13 protein-coding genes and 1 riboswitch are annotated in these 16,641 nt (G+C 45.7%); of the genes, 3 read left to right on the forward strand and 10 right to left on the reverse strand.

Going from position 1 to position 16,641, the window contains the following annotated elements; all coding sequences use genetic code 11:
• Positions 1 to 194: 194 nt before the first annotated feature.
• The 3 genes from JOE49_RS19360 to JOE49_RS19370 all read right to left on the reverse strand — a co-directional run bounded on the left by JOE49_RS19360 (position 195) and on the right by JOE49_RS19370 (position 3,445).
• Positions 195 to 863: a 3D domain-containing protein gene (locus tag JOE49_RS19360; RefSeq protein WP_023988952.1), complete on the reverse strand. Its 669-nt coding sequence runs from the start codon at positions 861 to 863 to the stop codon at positions 195 to 197.
• A gap of 6 nt (positions 864 to 869) precedes the next feature.
• A riboswitch (cyclic di-AMP (ydaO/yuaA leader) is annotated at positions 870 to 1,038 on the reverse strand.
• 234 nt (positions 1,039 to 1,272) lie between these two features.
• The gene (locus tag JOE49_RS19365) at positions 1,273 to 1,995 is read right to left on the reverse strand and encodes an amino acid ABC transporter ATP-binding protein (protein ID WP_013310491.1); all 723 of its coding nucleotides are present in this window, start codon (positions 1,993 to 1,995) and stop codon (positions 1,273 to 1,275) included.
• The gene (locus JOE49_RS19370; protein ID WP_023988953.1) at positions 1,982 to 3,445 is read right to left on the reverse strand and encodes an ABC transporter substrate-binding protein/permease; all 1,464 of its coding nucleotides are present in this window, start codon (positions 3,443 to 3,445) and stop codon (positions 1,982 to 1,984) included. The genes JOE49_RS19365 and JOE49_RS19370 overlap by 14 nt, the downstream gene beginning before the upstream one ends.
• A 148-nt stretch (positions 3,446 to 3,593) precedes the next feature.
• On the opposite strand from JOE49_RS19370, the gene JOE49_RS19375 reads away from it, so the two are divergent.
• On the forward strand, positions 3,594 to 4,772 hold the full coding sequence (locus tag JOE49_RS19375; RefSeq protein WP_209942492.1) for a M20 family metallopeptidase: 1,179 nt from the start codon (positions 3,594 to 3,596) through the stop codon (positions 4,770 to 4,772).
• 42 nt (positions 4,773 to 4,814) lie between these two features.
• Positions 4,815 to 5,885, forward strand: coding sequence for a glycine-rich domain-containing protein (locus JOE49_RS19380; RefSeq protein ID WP_069080604.1), 1,071 nt, complete (start codon positions 4,815 to 4,817; stop codon positions 5,883 to 5,885).
• An 88-nt stretch (positions 5,886 to 5,973) separates the two neighbouring features.
• Here JOE49_RS19380 and glgA read toward each other — a convergent pair whose 3' ends face one another.
• Together glgA and glgB are read right to left on the reverse strand one after the other, a co-directional pair.
• A complete protein-coding gene (gene glgA / locus JOE49_RS19385) occupies positions 5,974 to 7,416 on the reverse strand; it encodes a glycogen synthase GlgA (protein ID WP_076159558.1) in 1,443 nt (480 codons plus the stop codon).
• 21 nt (positions 7,417 to 7,437) lie between these two features.
• The gene (gene glgB / locus JOE49_RS19390) at positions 7,438 to 9,360 is read right to left on the reverse strand and encodes a 1,4-alpha-glucan branching protein GlgB (RefSeq protein ID WP_053325593.1); all 1,923 of its coding nucleotides are present in this window, start codon (positions 9,358 to 9,360) and stop codon (positions 7,438 to 7,440) included.
• A 236-nt stretch (positions 9,361 to 9,596) separates the two neighbouring features.
• On the opposite strand from glgB, the gene JOE49_RS19395 reads away from it, so the two are divergent.
• Entirely contained in the window at positions 9,597 to 10,823 is a 1,227-nt protein-coding gene (locus JOE49_RS19395) for a glucose-1-phosphate adenylyltransferase (protein WP_025722655.1), read from the forward strand.
• A gap of 84 nt (positions 10,824 to 10,907) precedes the next feature.
• Here JOE49_RS19395 and JOE49_RS19400 read toward each other — a convergent pair whose 3' ends face one another.
• The 5 genes from JOE49_RS19400 to JOE49_RS19420 all read right to left on the reverse strand — a co-directional run bounded on the left by JOE49_RS19400 (position 10,908) and on the right by JOE49_RS19420 (position 16,331).
• Entirely contained in the window at positions 10,908 to 12,338 is a 1,431-nt protein-coding gene (locus tag JOE49_RS19400; protein WP_071641091.1) for a sensor histidine kinase, read from the reverse strand.
• Positions 12,335 to 13,033, reverse strand: coding sequence for a response regulator transcription factor (locus JOE49_RS19405; RefSeq protein WP_023988960.1), 699 nt, complete (start codon positions 13,031 to 13,033; stop codon positions 12,335 to 12,337). Before JOE49_RS19405 ends, JOE49_RS19400 begins: the two co-directional genes overlap by 4 nt.
• A 1-nt stretch (position 13,034) precedes the next feature.
• On the reverse strand, positions 13,035 to 14,369 hold the full coding sequence (locus JOE49_RS19410; protein ID WP_160790034.1) for a hypothetical protein: 1,335 nt from the start codon (positions 14,367 to 14,369) through the stop codon (positions 13,035 to 13,037).
• Positions 14,366 to 15,091 (reverse strand): phosphonate ABC transporter ATP-binding protein, encoded by a 726-nt coding sequence (locus JOE49_RS19415; RefSeq protein ID WP_209942494.1) that lies wholly within the window; start codon positions 15,089 to 15,091, stop codon positions 14,366 to 14,368. The genes JOE49_RS19410 and JOE49_RS19415 overlap by 4 nt, the downstream gene beginning before the upstream one ends.
• A gap of 82 nt (positions 15,092 to 15,173) precedes the next feature.
• Positions 15,174 to 16,331: an MFS transporter gene (locus JOE49_RS19420; protein ID WP_076295076.1), complete on the reverse strand. Its 1,158-nt coding sequence runs from the start codon at positions 16,329 to 16,331 to the stop codon at positions 15,174 to 15,176.
• Between the last annotated feature and the right edge of the window lie 310 nt (positions 16,332 to 16,641).

Below are 16,641 nucleotides of genomic sequence, written 5' to 3' on the forward strand. Positions count from 1 at the left end.
ATGTTTATGATTGAGCTACAAGCTAAAGCAACGTAAAAAGGCTGTCTTACCAGCAGAAGTTTTCTGCTCGTCAAGACAGCCTTTTTTATGGATAGGACCTGATAAGAGTCTGACCTAGTTATATGCGGTAGGATACAGGCATTAAGTTTACATAATATATATTATGTTTAATTAAACCGTATATACGTATAATGCTATTTATCAATAACGTATAGCTTCACATTTTGAAATCCAAAGTCGTTCACAAATGATTTGTTGCCAGGAATAAAGATATCAATCCGTTTTCCTGTAATGGCGCTGCCCTGATCGCGAGCGACAGCTACAAAAGAATGATCCGGCAAACCTGGGTGGGAATAGCCTGTAACCAGCACTTTCGTGCCCATCGGAATGACGTTCGGGTCTACCGCAATTGTACCTAGTTTAAGCGGATTGCCGTAGTAGTCCACTGCTCCCCATTTACCATTCTCATCGGCTGCGGCAGAATACGCAGTAGCCTTAACGTCAACTATTTTGCTATAGTTAAATGTTTTGCCCCACGCTTCAATCGTTGGCCCCTCATTCGCTGGTGCTTTCTCCGTAAGAAGCTGAGGCTTCGAATCCGAAGCTGCATTCACACTTTTTTCACCAGGTACCTTAATTTGCAGACCTGCATATATATTGTTAGAGGCAATGTTTGGGTTCGCCTTCGTCAGCTCGTCCACTGATACTCCATAACGTTGAGCAAGCAAAAAGAAGGTATCGCCATCTTTGGCAGTATGAAGCGAAGCAGCATCCGCTACTCCAGCTGTCTGTGCCAGCCCTGCAATGGCTGCGGCAAGCACCGCAAATTTCATGGTTTTTCCAATATGTTTTAGATGTTTCAAAGATATGTACCTCCTCTGTTATGCCTGCGAAGTTAGCTGTCGGATTCGGACTCAGGAGAAGCCCTATGCTTGTGCAATTCACCCCTAGGCATATTCCATATCGTCTTATGACGTTTCGGAAAGACTGCCGTTGTTACGTCCCCCGCACTTCCCATAGTTTGGGCCCAGCATTCAGCGTTTGTCATAACCGCATGCTGTCCCGGTAAGTTTTGGCTTACTGCATAATATCACAATTTTGTAACCTTATCCGCATGAAAATGTTGGGAACCTTGAACATCATACTATACTCGTTACAATTTTGTCACCAAGAAATCGATATTTGTTACGAAAATATGGTGAAATGGTGACAAAAAAAGAAAAAGCCCTCCGTCAAACGGAGGGCTTTTTTATAGCTCATATCAGCACTTTCTTACAATACTTTGGCAAGAAAATCACGGGTGCGATCATGGCTTGGAGTACCAAATACCTGCTCTGGTGTACCTTGCTCTACAATTTGACCGTTATCCATAAAGATAATTCTATCGCCTACCTCGCGGGCAAAGCCCATTTCATGCGTCACGATTACCATGGTCATGCCGCCTTCGGCGAGCTTCTTCATTACATCCAGAACCTCTCCAACCATTTCAGGGTCCAATGCAGAAGTCGGCTCATCGAACAGCATTACGTGCGGCTGCATGGCCAAAGCACGCGCAATCGCAATACGTTGCTTCTGACCACCGGATAGCTGGTTCGGATAGGTATTCTTCTTATCCTCAAGCCCTACGGTACGCAGGAGTTCTAGCGCAATTTTTTCCGCTTCCTTCCCTGACTGTCTTCTAACCTGCGTTGGTGCAAGCGTCAGGTTCTGCAACACTGTTTTATGCGGGAACAGATTAAAATGCTGGAACACCATCCCCATCTTCTCCCGGGTTACATTAATATTATGACCACGAGCTGTAATCGGCTCGCCCTCAAACAAAATCTCCCCGTCCGTAGGCTGTTCTAGCAGATTCATACAACGCAAAAACGTACTCTTCCCCGAACCGCTGGGACCGATGATGACGACGACTTCACCTTTGGCGATATCTATATCAATGCCTTTTAAAATCTCATTCTTGCCGAACGATTTACGCAGTTGTTTAACGGTGATCACTGGCTCTCAACTTCCTTTCCCATAAACCCAGCAGCTTAGACAAGCTGAATGTCATTACAAAATAAATAGCGGCTGCGATTACGAACGGACTTAATCCTTCGTAGGTAATGTTCTTAATGACCTGGGCCTGATACATAATATCCACCATCCCAATGGTCGAAATAATGGATGATTCTTTAATGATCGTAATAAACTCATTACCGATAGCAGGCAAAATAGATTTAAACGCTTGCGGCAAAATGACATGACGCATAGCTTTGCCTCGTCCCATACCCAATGAACGGGCAGCCTCCATCTGTCCACGGTCTACTGCCTGGATACCTGCACGGAAAATTTCAGCCAGATATGCCGAGCTATTCAGAGACAATGTGATTATACCAGACTGGAGTGGAGTAAAATTGACACCCAGCGTCAAAGCAACCCCGTAGTGAATAATCATGAGTTGCACCAGCATAGGTGTGCCACGCAGTATCTCTACATAAGTGGTACCTAACCACTCAATGATGCGTACTCCACTCATACGTAGCAAGGATATGATCAGACCAATGATGAATCCGAACAGTACTCCGAGCGCAGACAGCAACAAGGTGTAGCCGATACCCGTAGCGTATAAACTGCGGTATTTCCAAAAAATATCTACAATGTTATTAGAAGAAACCTGACGATCCGCAGAAAGTGCACTCGCTTCCGTGGAAAACTTCTCAATCGACCCGTCTGCTTTCAGGCGAGCCAACGTTTTATTTACAGAAGCAAGCAATTCTGCATTCCCTTTACGGATACCTACAGCTGTTTCTGCTCCCGCATCCTCAGGCACAGCCTTGGCAAGGGTTACGGTACCGTCTAACGTGTATCCTTTAGCAACCGTATCTTCGATCACGACAGCGTTCACACGCTGGGTCCGCAGCTGGAGTACCAGGTCAGATATTTTATCCAGTGAAGTTACAGAGGCATTGGGCACTTTTTGAGCAATCTCTTCCTGAATACTTCCCTTTTGTGCTCCGATCTTCTCGCCTTTCAAAGCATCCATCGTCGGATATTTGTCTTTATCCTCTGGGCGTACCATGATGACTTGCTTGGAGCGATAGTATACATCCGAAAAATCAATACTCTTTCTGCGTTCATCCGTTGGTGTCATACCGGACAGTACCAAGTCTACACGACCACTTTGCAGAGCAGGCAGCAAAGAGTCAAAACTCATGTCTTCAGGGACCATCTCCGCATCCAAATCTTTGGCGATTTCCTTGGCGATATCCACATCGAACCCAACAATGGTATCCTTACCGTTAATGACTTTATGAAACTCATACGGCGGAAAGTCGGCACTCATGCCCACTACAAGTTTTTTCTGTGGCTTTGCTTCCGTTCCGTATGCATTGAGCATGGGAAGACCAGTCAACAGCAAGATAACCGCCGTCAAAACCAGGGCGGTAAAACGATATGCCTTTTTCAATCTTTTTTTCTCTCCTTAAATTCTTTATAATAAATAAGATTGTGTCATTATAAATGAATATGCATGATTATGCAATGAATGTTATAGTACAATTTCAGCATACCTAACGCAGTACCTACATTACAGCTTATATAAAGGAGTTTTCAGCATGGATTTTAAACAGACCATTCAACAGACCATCGAGCAGCATGCCCCACGGTTTAAGGACATTTCGTTATTTATTGGCGCAAATCCTGAACTTGGAAACGAGGAATTTCTGGCCGCTGCCCGTTTAAAAGAAGAACTGGTTTTTCACGGATTTGAGGTCCAGGCACCTGTATTGGGCATTGAAACAGCCTTTATTGCAACTTACAAAGCTGCAAAACCCGGGCCGGTTGTCGCTTTTCTGGCAGAATATGACGCTCTGAAAGGTCTAGGACACGCCTGTGGGCACCATTTGATATGTATGATGAGTACTGGTGCTGCCGTCGGCCTCAAGTCGATCATCGACGAAACTGGTGGAGAAGTACGGGTATATGGCACACCTGCCGAAGAAACACGCGGTGCAAAGGTCCCTATGGCCGCTGCCGGATTGTTTGATGATTGCGACATAGCACTTATGACGCATCCTTATGACCGTTACGAAAAATCAGGCAAATCACTGGCGATTGATGCTGTACAATTCGAATTTTTTGGTCAATCTGCTCACGCGGCTGCCAGCCCGCACGAAGGCATTAACGCGCTGGACGCTGTGATTCAAACGTTCAATGGCATCAATGCGTTCCGTCAACAAGTAAAAAGTACAGTGCGTATCCATGGGATCATTAATCAGGGTGGGCAAGCAGCCAATATTATTCCTGATTACGCCTCAGCCCAATTTTATGTGAGAGCCACTACACGTCAAGAACTGAACCCGCTGACTCGCCGTGTTATTCAAATTGCTGAAGGAGCTGCTTTACAGGCCGGGTGTCGTTTGGAGACCTCCAATTATGAGACTTCTTATGATGAAATGGTCACGAACCGTGTACTTTCCGATGCGTTTACCGCAAATTTGGTGCAGGCTGGCATTTCACAAGAAGATATAACAGAAGGCGAAGATCACGGCTCCATGGATATCGGAAATGTATCGCTTCATTGCCCTGCTATCCATCCTTACATTCAAGTTATTGACGAGAAGCATGCCTTGCATACACCAGAATTCCGCGATTTGGCGATGCAGGACCGGGCCATGGAAGGAATGCTGCTGGCTGCGAGAACTTTGGCATGGACTGCTTGCGATGTAATCACGAATCCTGAACTGCTAGCCCGGATAAAAAAAGAATTCGCTCTGCTGAATAACGAACGCTAAATCTTAATTCCGTGTTCTTTCAGAAAGGAGTAGTCAGCCATCATGGATAGTATGAGCAGCTTTTGGACGTTGTTTATTGTGGTGATCCTCTTCATTTTTTGGTTTATATTCCGTGCAATACGCAGAAACCGGGGAAACAGAAAAACACGGAGCCGGAATGCTTTTTTCCTCAGCTCCCCATCCCCTTCGTCCCTTGCGCAGGAGCGTCATCCAGAGATTACAGAGCTAATGCAGCTACTGGAGCAATCCATTCCCGCCTCCTATGCTCATAGCGTAAGGAGTCGTGTAATCGAAGCCCACCCTGAGCTGACGGAGCAAGAATATGATTGGCGCTGGCATGAGCTAAAACGATATTTTATGCTATGCGCGATTATGAATCGAGTGCCTATGTTCAGTAGCGATATGGATGAATTATGGCACGAAATGTTGATGTTTACCCGCGAATATCAGCAATTCTCGGAAGCTTTTTTTGGTCGTATGCTTCACCATGCGCCTCATTCCGGCGGCTCTCAGCCGATGCCTGAGGAGCGGGCGTGGTTTGACTGGTTGTATGTAGAATGCTTTGGCTGGAACCGCTATAGCGCCAGTTTGTGGGGAACTTTTTTTAATCATCCATTACCGAGCGACGAGCTTTCGCGCTATTACAAACTCACAACTTCCGTGCAGCCAGCAGGTGACCGCTGGAATACGCAGGAGGATATAGCTATTTCACAGCAGGCCCAACAAGCGGTTCATAAGATTGTACAACATCTGCACGAGCGGGTGAATAAAGCGGTGGATGATCCTGAGGGTAAGCAATTGCCTAAGGTCAACTATTTACAGGTCGACTATTTGTTATTAGCTGTTGTGTGGTATTCATGGTATCAACCTGAACAATTTTCCATACACATGCACCCGGATGCTTCAGGTAATGCCGTATTAGCTAGCTCATTCGGCTGTAGCTCGGCAAGCGGCTGTTCAAACTGGGATACACATCACTCGCACCATCATTCCTCCCATGACAGTTCTCATCATGGAGGCTCTTCTCATCATGATTCAGGCGATTCTGGTAGCCATTCTTCGTGTAGCAGTGGCTCTTCATGTGGAAGCAGCTGTGGTGGTGGGGGCGACTGATCATAGTAAAAAAGGGAATTCCTCAGCCAGAAAACTTGGCTAAAGGGATTCCCTTTTTCATTAACATGACTGGGGTGTTCCTATTTGTTCAGTCCGTTTTTGTTAGCAAATAGTAAATATCCATATACGCTTCGGCTGAAACATCCCAACTATATTCTCCTGCAAAAGCCGTCTGTGTAAGCTTCGACCAATGCTCAGATTGGCGATAAAAATGAACAGCACGACGAATGGTGTTCAACATATCATGTGCATTGTAGTTCGTGAAACTAAATCCGTTTCCTTCACCTGTGGATTCATTGTAAGCCTGCACAGTATCATTAAGGCCCCCTGTTTCTCGTACAATAGGGATACTTCCATAACGAAGTGCCAGCAGTTGGCTGATCCCACAAGGTTCGAACCTTGATGGCATAAGATACATATCGCTTGCCGCATATATTTTTCGTGACAGAGGTTCGCTAAAAGCGAGCTGCGCCGACATTTTCAGTGGATAGCGTCCCGCTGCCTCACGGAACCAATGCTCAAAAGCCGGATCCCCTGTTCCCAGCACGACAAACTGGATATCATCATAATACAAGATTTCGTCAAGCACTCTCGTTACCAGATCTAGCCCCTTCATATCTACAAGCCGGGTTACCATGGCAATCATAGGTACGTCTGGCCGCACCGGCAGACCCAGCTCCTTCTGCAGGCCAATTTTGTTTTCCTTTTTCTTTGTCAGATTCGTTCGGTACTTCGTATAAATACGATTGTCCGTGGCAGGATTGTAGCTTTTGGTGTCAATTCCGTTCACAATCCCCGTTAAGCGACCCTGATCTCCCAATTTACGAAGCAGACCCTCCAGCCCATATCCGTAAAATTCCGTTTGAATCTCCTCTGCATAGGTTGGACTTACGGTCGTGACATGATCCGAGTACGTCAGCCCACCTTTCATAAAATTCAGTCTGCCATGATATTCCACACCCTCGGGGGTGAAATAGCTCCCATCCAGGTTGAGCAGCTCAGTTAAGACCTCATACGGAAAATCCCCCTGATACAGCAGATTATGTATCGTAAACACTGTGCGAATATCACTGTAGAAGGGCAAATGTCGATAATCAGCATTCAGAAGCAGCGGGACCATCGCCGTATGCCAATCATGACAATGCAAAATATCCGGCCGAAAGTTCAGTTCAGGCAGCACTTCTAAAATCGCCCGGTTAAAAAAGGAAAAACGTTCGCCATCATCCATATAACCGTAAATACCGTCACGACCGAAGTAATACTCATTGTCAATAAAATAAACCTTGATTCCGTCTAATGTCAGTTCCTCTATTCCACAATATTGATTACGCCAGCCTACGGCTACTTGCTTCACCGCTACCGGACGCAGAGACTTTTTATAAGTATCGGGAATCCCCGCATATTTAGGTAAAATGATTCGGACGTCGCACCCCGCCTGACGAAGTGCCTTCGGCAGTGCGCCAATGACATCAGCCAACCCGCCTGTTTTAATAAATGGATGTGCTTCTGCTGCCGCAAACAAAATGTTCATATGTGCTTCCTCCTTATGTGTTTAATCTGCTTTTTTAGGCCTCCGAGGCGCTTTCTTGAGTATAACGATGCTCAGGGGTGGTATGGTCACCTCCAAGCTGTGAAGCTGTCCGTGGCAAGGGATGGGGGCGGTCCGTATTATTCCCGTATTCAGCTGGTCCCTTCCCCCAAAGTCCTTATGATCACTGTTCAGCAGTTCGATATAACTCCCGGCCTTTTCCAGCCCAATTCGGTAGTTCTCTCTGGGCACGGGCTGAAAGTTAATAAGCACGACCAGTGTATCTCCCGGCTTTTTACTTTTACGTAAATACGTAATTACGCTCTGCCCACGGTCCTCCGCCTCAATCCACTGATATCCATCCCACGAATGATCCAGTTCCCATAATGCCTTTTCCTGAATATACAAATGATTCAGCGCTTTCGTAAAAGCGTGCAGCGAACGGTGACTGTCATAATCCAGCAGAAACCAGTCAAGCTGCTCCTCATCCTTCCATTCGATGAATTGGCCGAATTCCCCTCCCATAAATAAGAGTTTTTTGCCCGGTGAGGTGATTTGGTAACCGAGAAGCGCTCGAAGCCCGGCAAATTTTTGCTCATAGCTACCCGGCATTTTATCAAGCAGCGACTTCTTACCATGAACAACCTCATCGTGCGACAACGGCAGTGTAAAATTCTCGCTGTACGCATAAGCTATGGGGAATGTCAGCAAATTATGGCGCTCCGGCCTCTGATCGAAATCCGTTTCGATATAATCAAGCGTATCGTTCATCCAGCCCATATTCCATTTGTAATTAAAACCGAGTCCTCCATCGCTTACCGGGGAAGTCACCATCGGCCAGGCACTGGACTCCTCTGCCATCATCAGAGCATACGGATAATAGCGGAATACTGTTTCATTCAGTTGTTGAAGGAAGGCAATAGCCTCCTCATTTTCAATGCCTCCTTTAGAGTTAAAACGATATTGACCGTCCTGCTTTTCAAAATCCAGCCGTAGCATACTCGTCACAGCATCTACGCGCAGGCCGTCAATATGGTATACATCCATCCAGAATAGCGCATTAGATATCAGGAAAGAACGCACCTCCGGCTTGCTGTAATCAAACGTCAGTGTTCCCCAGCCGGGCTTTTCCGCAATCAGCGGATCCGCGTATTCGAACAAGGGCGATCCGTCAAACAGCCTTAATCCATGAGCATCTTTTGCAAAATGGGCTGGGACCCAATCCATCAGCACTCCAATTCCCGCCTGATGGCAACGATCCACCAAATACATAAAATCATGCGGTTCTCCATACCGGCTTGTGAGTGCAAAATATCCGGTGAGCTGGTAGCCCCAGGAAAGATCATACGGATGTTCACTCAGCGGCATTAGCTCAATATGTGTATACCCCATATCGGTCACATAAGGCACAAGAAGCTCAGCTATTTCCCTGTATGTATAAAACGTACCATCTTCTTTTTGCTTCCAAGTGCCCAGATGAAGCTCGTATATGTGCAGAGGCTTTCCATAAGGTGCTCTACGTTTTCGGCGCCAAATCGCATCGTTCCAAGCATAACCATCTATAGAAGCTACCACAGAAGCCGTTGCCGGTCTCACTTCAGCACGTACCGCGTAAGGGTCTGCTTTCAGAAATCGTTCACCGTTTGCACCCGTAATGTCGTATTTGTAAAAAGTTCCTTGGGATATCCCCGGAAAAAAACGACTCCAAAAACCGGATTTGGGAACCCTATATAAGGAATCCTGTTCCCCATTCCAGTTGTTGCGATCTGTAGCAAGCCCGACATGGAGAGCATGAGGAGCCCAGACCGTAAAGCGGACGCCCTGTTCTCCGTTCTCCACAGTAAGGTGGGAACCCAAAGATCGGTAGCTGTGATAAAGCGTTCCTTCATGAAACAAATAAATATCTTCTGATGAAATAGCCTGTTGCGGAAGAGTTTGGTCTGTCATCACGTCACCACCCTTATATGTTTTGTAGGTAAAAATGTATGAATCGGTAATGCATTCGCTTTTGGGTCAAAGCTGACCTGAGTTATTACCCCATTCTAGCCACAATGAACAGAAAAATGACTAGGAAAAAAATAAACCTTAGTTTTGGGGGAATCTTATATACCTTATGGTTTCAAGAGTACCCCATACCGTTTATGTATGTACTACACTGACAACTAAACCGGGAGGGAAACGAAATGTTTAATAAAGAATGCATTGCCATGCTGCTGGCAGGCGGAGAGGGACGCCGTCTTGCTCCCCTTACTTCAACGATTGCAAAACCCGCCGTACCTTTTGGCGGTCATTACCGGATCATCGATTTTCCTCTCAGTAACTGCGTAAATTCAGACATTGATACTGTAGGTGTACTGACGCAATATGAGGCAGAATCCTTGCACGAACATATCGGGGATGGAACACCATGGGGTCTTACAAAAACAGATGACAAAGGAATTACCCTGCTTCCATCTTATAATACAGGTAACGCTGAATACTTAGGAACGGCAGATGCTATTCATAAGAATATCGAATATATTGACAGCCAAAATCCGGAGCATGTGCTTATTTTATCCGGTGATCATATTTACTATATGAATTATCGTGAAATGCTGAACCACCATAAGGAAAAAGGAGCTGCGGCTACCATTTCTGTCATGGAGGTACCTTGGGATGAAGCACACCGTTTTGGTGTTATGAGTGCCGATGAAGATCTGCGTGTCACAGAATTTGCAGAGAAACCGGAGAAACCGGAAAGTAATTTGGCCTCTATGGGGATTTACCTTTTCAAATGGGATTACTTGAGAAATTACCTGTTAGAAGACGCACAGGATGCTCAATCCAGTCATGATTTTGGTAAAGATATCATACCTAAAATGTTAGCGGACCAAGAATCCTTGTACGTTTATGAATTCCAGGGCTATTGGAAGGACGTAGGTACCGTTAAAAGCTTATGGGATTCACACATGGATTTGTTACAGGATGATTGTGCTATCGACCTTCAACGCAAGGACTGGCCGATGTATACACGTGAACGCCGCACAAGGTTGAGCGCACAAAAGGTACCTAACCGTCAAACACAACCATTGGGCAGCTTGTTGCATGATTCCTGCCAAGTAGAGGGCCGAATAGAACGCTCCGTTGTATTTAGTGGTGTCGAGGTAGGTAAAGGATCAGCCATCAAAGAAAGTATCGTTATGCCTGACACACGCATTGGACGTAACGTCCATATTGAACATGCGATTATCGGTGAAGGTGCTGTGATTCGCGATGGTGCTGTCATTAAAGGTAATCCGGGCGAAATTATGGTTATCGGACCCAATGAAGTGGTATTTGGTAAAATGGCGGTACGACCGCAAACTACGCGTATGCTGAAAGAAGCTTACGAGCGCAATACACGCTTGCGTGCCGAAGGTTTTACTTCATAACGTTACCCCCAAATTAAAAACAGCCAGCCCTCCCGATTTGAGAGGACTGGCTGTTTTTCTAGTTAAATCTATACAATCGGCCTTTTAAATCAGCCCTTCAGTAAGTTGTGATGGTTCCACGGACTGCTCTGCTTGCAGAGCAGGTAATGAAACCGTAATGGTAGTTCCAGCCCCCAGTTCACTTCTAATGAGCATCTGACCATGATGACGCTCGATAAACTGTTGCGAGATTGCCAATCCCAGTCCAGTACCACCGTTTTGGTGGTCTACCTGGAAAAAGCGGTCTCTGACTCTGGCAAGATTTTCAGCACTAATTCCAATCCCTGTATCTTGTACGGATATCTCGATATTGCCATCAATTCGTTGTAGAGACAGGAAAATAATTGAGCTTTCATGCGAAAACTTGATAGCATTGTCCACAATGTTCAAAAACACCTGTTTTAGACGGTTACCGTCTCCATGGACGAGATATGCCGTTTCCTCCGAATCCAGCTGAAGTTTTATCTGCTTCATTTCTGCTTTGGCCCATACGTTCAGCATAATTTCCTGCAAAAGCTCCCGTAGATCCACCGTTCCCATCACAAGCTTCATGGCATTTTGCTCCAGCTTGGAAAAATCGAGGATTTCCTCCACCAAGCCAATCAGTCGATCCGTCTCTTTAGAAATAATCTTCATCCCGATTTTCGTCTCTTCCGGGTCATAACCGCCAGAATTTAACGTTTCACTCCAACCCTTAATAGATGTAAGCGGAGTACGCAATTCATGAGATATGGATGATATAAAATCATCCTTGATTTGATTTGTTCTGACAATTTCCTGTGCCATATAGTTCAGAGTCGAAGCCAGTTCACCCAACTCATAGCGATAATCGCCTTCAATGCGTGCATCAAACCTCCCCTGAGCCATCTGAGCAGATACATCGCGGATATTATTAATTGGTCTAACAATGGAATTCGCGAGCCCTGTACTGACCACAAATACAATAACCAGTACAGCTGCCATGATGCCAAGAGAAAACAGCGTAATCGTAAACAACTTATCATTTACCAATTCCAGCGAAGTCGTATACCGAATAACATACACCTGGTCTCCGACGATATTGTCCAGTTTTTGAGATACCGCCATCACCTGCTGCCCCGTACTCGGTTGCTTTCCGATCCATTTGCCCGTATCTCCAGCTAATGCTTGTGTCACATCACTTGTTTGCACACTTAGATCTGCTGCAAAATTCGTCGAGTTATCAATTACATTTCCCTGTTCATCAAGCAACTGCAGTTCAGTGAAGGGCAGAGAAAATGTATTTAACAAATACGATTGCAAAGACTGTTCCGGCTCTTTGAATTTGGGTGCAAATTCACTTACCGATTCGATACGGCTTTCGATATGTTTGTAAATGGAATCGTAATAGTACGACCGGAGTGCAAACATAAAAATGACTTCTACTAACAGAAGCGCCAAGAACACTACGAAAAAATAGTGAAGCACAATCTGTCGGCGAATCCCCTTTTTGATCATTGAGACTGACCTTTCCATTTATATCCATGTCCCCACACTGTTTGTAAAAAAGCTGGCTCAGATGGATTGTTTTCAATTTTCTGCCGCAGACGTCGGATATTCACATCTACAATTTTCGGATCGCCCATATATTCCTTGCCCCATACGTGATCAAGTAGAACATCTCGGCTGAGCGGCGTGTTTTCTTTTTCCAGAAAAAATTGAATCAGAGAAAACTCAGTCGGTGTCAACTCGATCAGCTGCCCGCTCTTCTTAAATTGCTTAGCAATCAAATCTAGCGTAAACGGTCCAGACTGGAAGGACACTTTGGCTGCTGTTTCACGATGTACATTCACCCGACGCAATAACGATTGAATACGTGCAATCAGCTCCGTCGGGCTAAAAGGTTTACTCACATGGTCATCGGCCCCTACAGACAAGGCATACACCTTATCCTGCTCCTGTACCTTCGCTGTGAGAAAAATAATGCCGATGCGCTCATTCGTTTCCCGGATTCTCCGACAGACTTCAAAACCATCCATACCGGGTACCATTACGTCAAGCAGTGCAATATCAATATCCCGCACCGTGTTCAAAATATTCAGAGCCTCATGCCCTTCCGACGCCTCCAGCACCTCAAAACCGTTACGTTTCAAGTTAATGACGATAAAACTGCGAATGGATTCCTCGTCTTCCATGATTAAAACTTTACTCACTCTACTCTACCTGCCTTTCCCCCATCTTGTTTTTTATGGTTTTACGCGGTTCCAGCTCACTGGATCGCTTAATGCCAATGACCTGCGCATTCGTTCGCCACAGTTGGCTATACCCTTCGTTGTTTCGCTCCCATTGTGACAACGAGAAAAATTTAATTTCCGCTATCGTTTTGTCTGTATCATCCAAAATGAAGCGCAAATAGCTGTCCTTCTTCGAAACTTTCGGATCAATCGTCACCTTGCCATGCAGCTCTTTCGGCAATCTGAAGTAGACCTGTTCATTAGAATCACGATACTGCTGCTGCTTAAAAATCGTCCCTTTCGCCCCGTCCCACTGATAAAACGACACAAAATATGGAACCTCATCCAGTGGTTTGTTACTCCAACCTTTTGGCTTCTCCAAATTACCAAATTCCAGAATACCGTCACCATCCACATCACCACTGGCGATGGTCGCATCCTTGAAAGTGACATCCATAAGATTAAGCTTCCTGAGCTTGCCGTGATCCATCACAATGACATTGGAGACGGTAGTGGTCTGGGCAATTTTGGTGTCTATAACAATCCCCTGTCTACCCTCGGCTACCTTGCCAGCAACGACATTATAGACACCTAAGACCTGACTGTCCAAATCCAACGATCCGATTTCCTTAAAGGTTCCCCCACTGAATTGAAATGTTTTAACTGTAAAGAATTCATTACGTCGCAGCGTGATAATCGTCAAATCATTCAAATTATCCCCGTTCAAGTCCATCTTGTTATGGTTAAAATCATCTACGACGAAGTCCGTATAGCCTGTAGCATATATTTTCTCCAGAGTTCCTCCGGTATAGGAATACACGATGAGTCCCTTCTGATCCCCGCCATCGCCACTATCTCCACTGGAAAAACCCGCTACAATATCGAGTGTTCCATCATTCGTTAAATCCACGAGCTTAAATGACTCTAGCACAGTGCCTTCCCCATCAAACGTTAGCTTCTTTACCCACGTTCCGCCCTGATCTTCAAACAAGGCACCATGTATTTTTACACTCTCATCTGGCGTTTCATAAAAGAGCACTGCTTCGTCTGTACCATCATTGTTCAGATCACCCGTCCGAATTGGCGTCGGGTCATCTGGGTCATTCGGCCTTAAAGGCTGTACCGCCCCTAGTTGCGTATTCACTGCACCATTCAACTGCTGTTTCTCGTCAGACATCGTCGGTGTCTCCATCAGCGAAATGGGATCGCTAATAACATTACAGCCGCTTAAAAATCCAGCAAGGAGCAGCAAGGAACAGCAGGCAGCCACCATTCTCAACAGCATTATTTTCACTTCTCTTGCCGTCCCCTTCACAATTTGTTCTTTTCTGCTTGTGTCAATCGTCTTCCCTGAATATCAAACACCAATTCACCATCATTCAACCCCCATATACGGGAAGCAAAGCGTTCAGCCATTTCCAGCGGCAATACAGTAATGATTGTCACCCGCTCGTCAGAACACAGCTTGCGAAAGGTCTCCAATACATGCGCTGCCGAAGCTGGATCAAGTCCATTTACAGGCTCATCAGCTAAAATAACTTTAGCTCCGTGCACGAGAGCACGCGCAGTCGCTACCCGCTGCCGCTCGCCACCGCTGAGCTTGTCGCATTTATCATGCGCCTTATCCAGCAGACCCAGATCCTCCAGTACGTCCATCGCTCCCATGTAATCGTCGGAACGCACCATACCGGTCACCATTCTCCACATTGGAGTTTGACCGGATCTGCCAATGAGCACATTTTTAAGAGCGGTTCGATTCATATTTAGATGCGGGTTTTGCTCCAGGTATGCCCATTCCCGCTTTATTTTCATCTTGCCCGTCCACCCGGATTTCAGCACATCATTGCCAGCTACAATTAAACTGCCTTCATCCCATGGCTCTAGTAAAGCAAGACAGCGAAGCAGCGTCGTTTTGCCGCTTCCACTTGGCCCTACTATGGCAATGAATTCGCCCTGATGAATTTCAGCATCAATTCCTCGAAGTAGCTGGGTCCGTTCAGGCCCCACTTGCTTGGTCAGCTTCCGAATTTTAATCATCTAAGTGATTCCCCTTTGCGCGCCATCAATACTGTTTATATTTTATAGTAAATGTGAAACAAATACCATGCAAACCGCAGTTTTAAACCGCCGGTACTCTTTTTCTGGAAAACAGACCTAACAATCCGAAAACAACGTAACTACCTCCAAGGACAAGAAACATGCTGCCTTGAGTTCCATAGTCCAGCAATCCTCCGCTAATATTAGGTCCGATCACACTTCCCAGATTAAAGTGAAAGGATGCCAGTACATTCGCGGCTGCTAAAAATGATTTGGGCAGCAGATCAGCGGCATAGGCCAAACCGAGGGAGAAAAAGGAGCCTACTAAACCACCTGCTAGGGTCAGCAATATCAAAGTGAACATAAAATGATTACCGCTCCATGGTAGCAACATAAAGGTCATTCCCCCTGCTATACCTACGCTCATTAGCACCTTTTTACGTCCCCAACAGTCACTCAATATCCCTAGCGGTAGCTGCAGCACTAACCCTCCCAAACTGACGAACGGCAGCAAGGCGGCGATTTCATCGGTATGAAAGCCAATACGTAGGCCATAGACTGGAAAGTTACTGTTCAGGCTCGCTTCCATATAGCCGTATAGAAATGCTGGCAAAAGAGCGTACCATGCCCAGCTGTAACTGCGACGAAATCTTTGAGTGGGACGTGCCTCGGACTCCAGCTTCTCCGGTCTGGAGTCCGGCAGCTTAATTAACACCAACAGCAAGACAAGCAAGCACAATAAGGCCAACGCAGCGAATGGAACCAGCATTCCATAATCGAGTAGCCATAATCCCAATGGTCCTAATGCAAAACCCAGACCGTATGACATACCATAAAAGGAAATGTTGCGGCCTCGCTTCTCTGCTGGAGTCACCAACAATATCCATAGCTGCGCAGAGTAGTGCAGTGCACTGTCACCAATACCTACTAGCAGACGCAGTACGAACCATACCCGAATATCAGGGATTAGCGGGAACAGCAGTAGCGTAATGAGCACTAGCACAAGCCCTCCGGCCATCAGCTTTTTGAACCCCAACAAGCCCAATGTCCGTTCTGCCACCAACGTCATTGCGAATGAACCAATATACAGGGCAGCCGCATTCATTCCGTTTAGTGAAGATGAAACTCCCATTTGTTCCAACGAGATAGACAGAATAGGTAATAATAAACCTTGGCATAATCCAGCAACAATAATAACAGCAATTAAAATAAAATAATGAACCCGTAACGACGACGACATCCTAGCTCCTCCTGATCGAACAAATAAAATAATTAAAATTAATGTTAAGAAATGATTTGCATTTGATTCCATAATCAATAATAATTCTTATCACTATGTATTCCATACCGTCCTGCAAAACCGACAAACACATACAAATTCAGGTGTAATTAGTGTATTAAAGAATAGAAGAAAAAAATCGCCATCTGAGATGACGATTTTACGGAAAGAGCTTGTCTGGTATGTATCCGACTCCTTTGGTTAAGGAGCCTCGTATGTTCAATCCGAACCCATTCACGTCACAACGCACTATTTCATATTATAGTGGACA

Source organism: Paenibacillus sp. PvR133, from assembly GCF_017833155.1.
GTDB classification, from domain to species: Bacteria; Bacillota; Bacilli; order Paenibacillales; family Paenibacillaceae; genus Paenibacillus; species Paenibacillus polymyxa_B.

Bases quoted from the DNA above. Each gene is read 5' to 3' on its own strand.
- JOE49_RS19375 (WP_209942492.1), top strand. From the start codon at position 3,594: ATGGATTTTAAACAGACCATTCAACAGACCATCGAGCAGCATGCCCCA.
- JOE49_RS19380 (WP_069080604.1), top strand. From the start codon at position 4,815: ATGGATAGTATGAGCAGCTTTTGGACGTTGTTTATTGTGGTGATCCTC.
- glgA (WP_076159558.1), bottom strand. From the start codon at position 7,416: ATGAACATTTTGTTTGCGGCAGCAGAAGCACATCCATTTATTAAAACA.
- glgB (WP_053325593.1), bottom strand. From the start codon at position 9,360: ATGACAGACCAAACTCTTCCGCAACAGGCTATTTCATCAGAAGATATT.
- JOE49_RS19395 (WP_025722655.1), top strand. From the start codon at position 9,597: ATGTTTAATAAAGAATGCATTGCCATGCTGCTGGCAGGCGGAGAGGGA.
- JOE49_RS19400 (WP_071641091.1), bottom strand. From the start codon at position 12,338: ATGATCAAAAAGGGGATTCGCCGACAGATTGTGCTTCACTATTTTTTC.
- JOE49_RS19415 (WP_209942494.1), bottom strand. From the start codon at position 15,091: ATGATTAAAATTCGGAAGCTGACCAAGCAAGTGGGGCCTGAACGGACC.
- JOE49_RS19420 (WP_076295076.1), bottom strand. From the start codon at position 16,331: ATGTCGTCGTCGTTACGGGTTCATTATTTTATTTTAATTGCTGTTATT.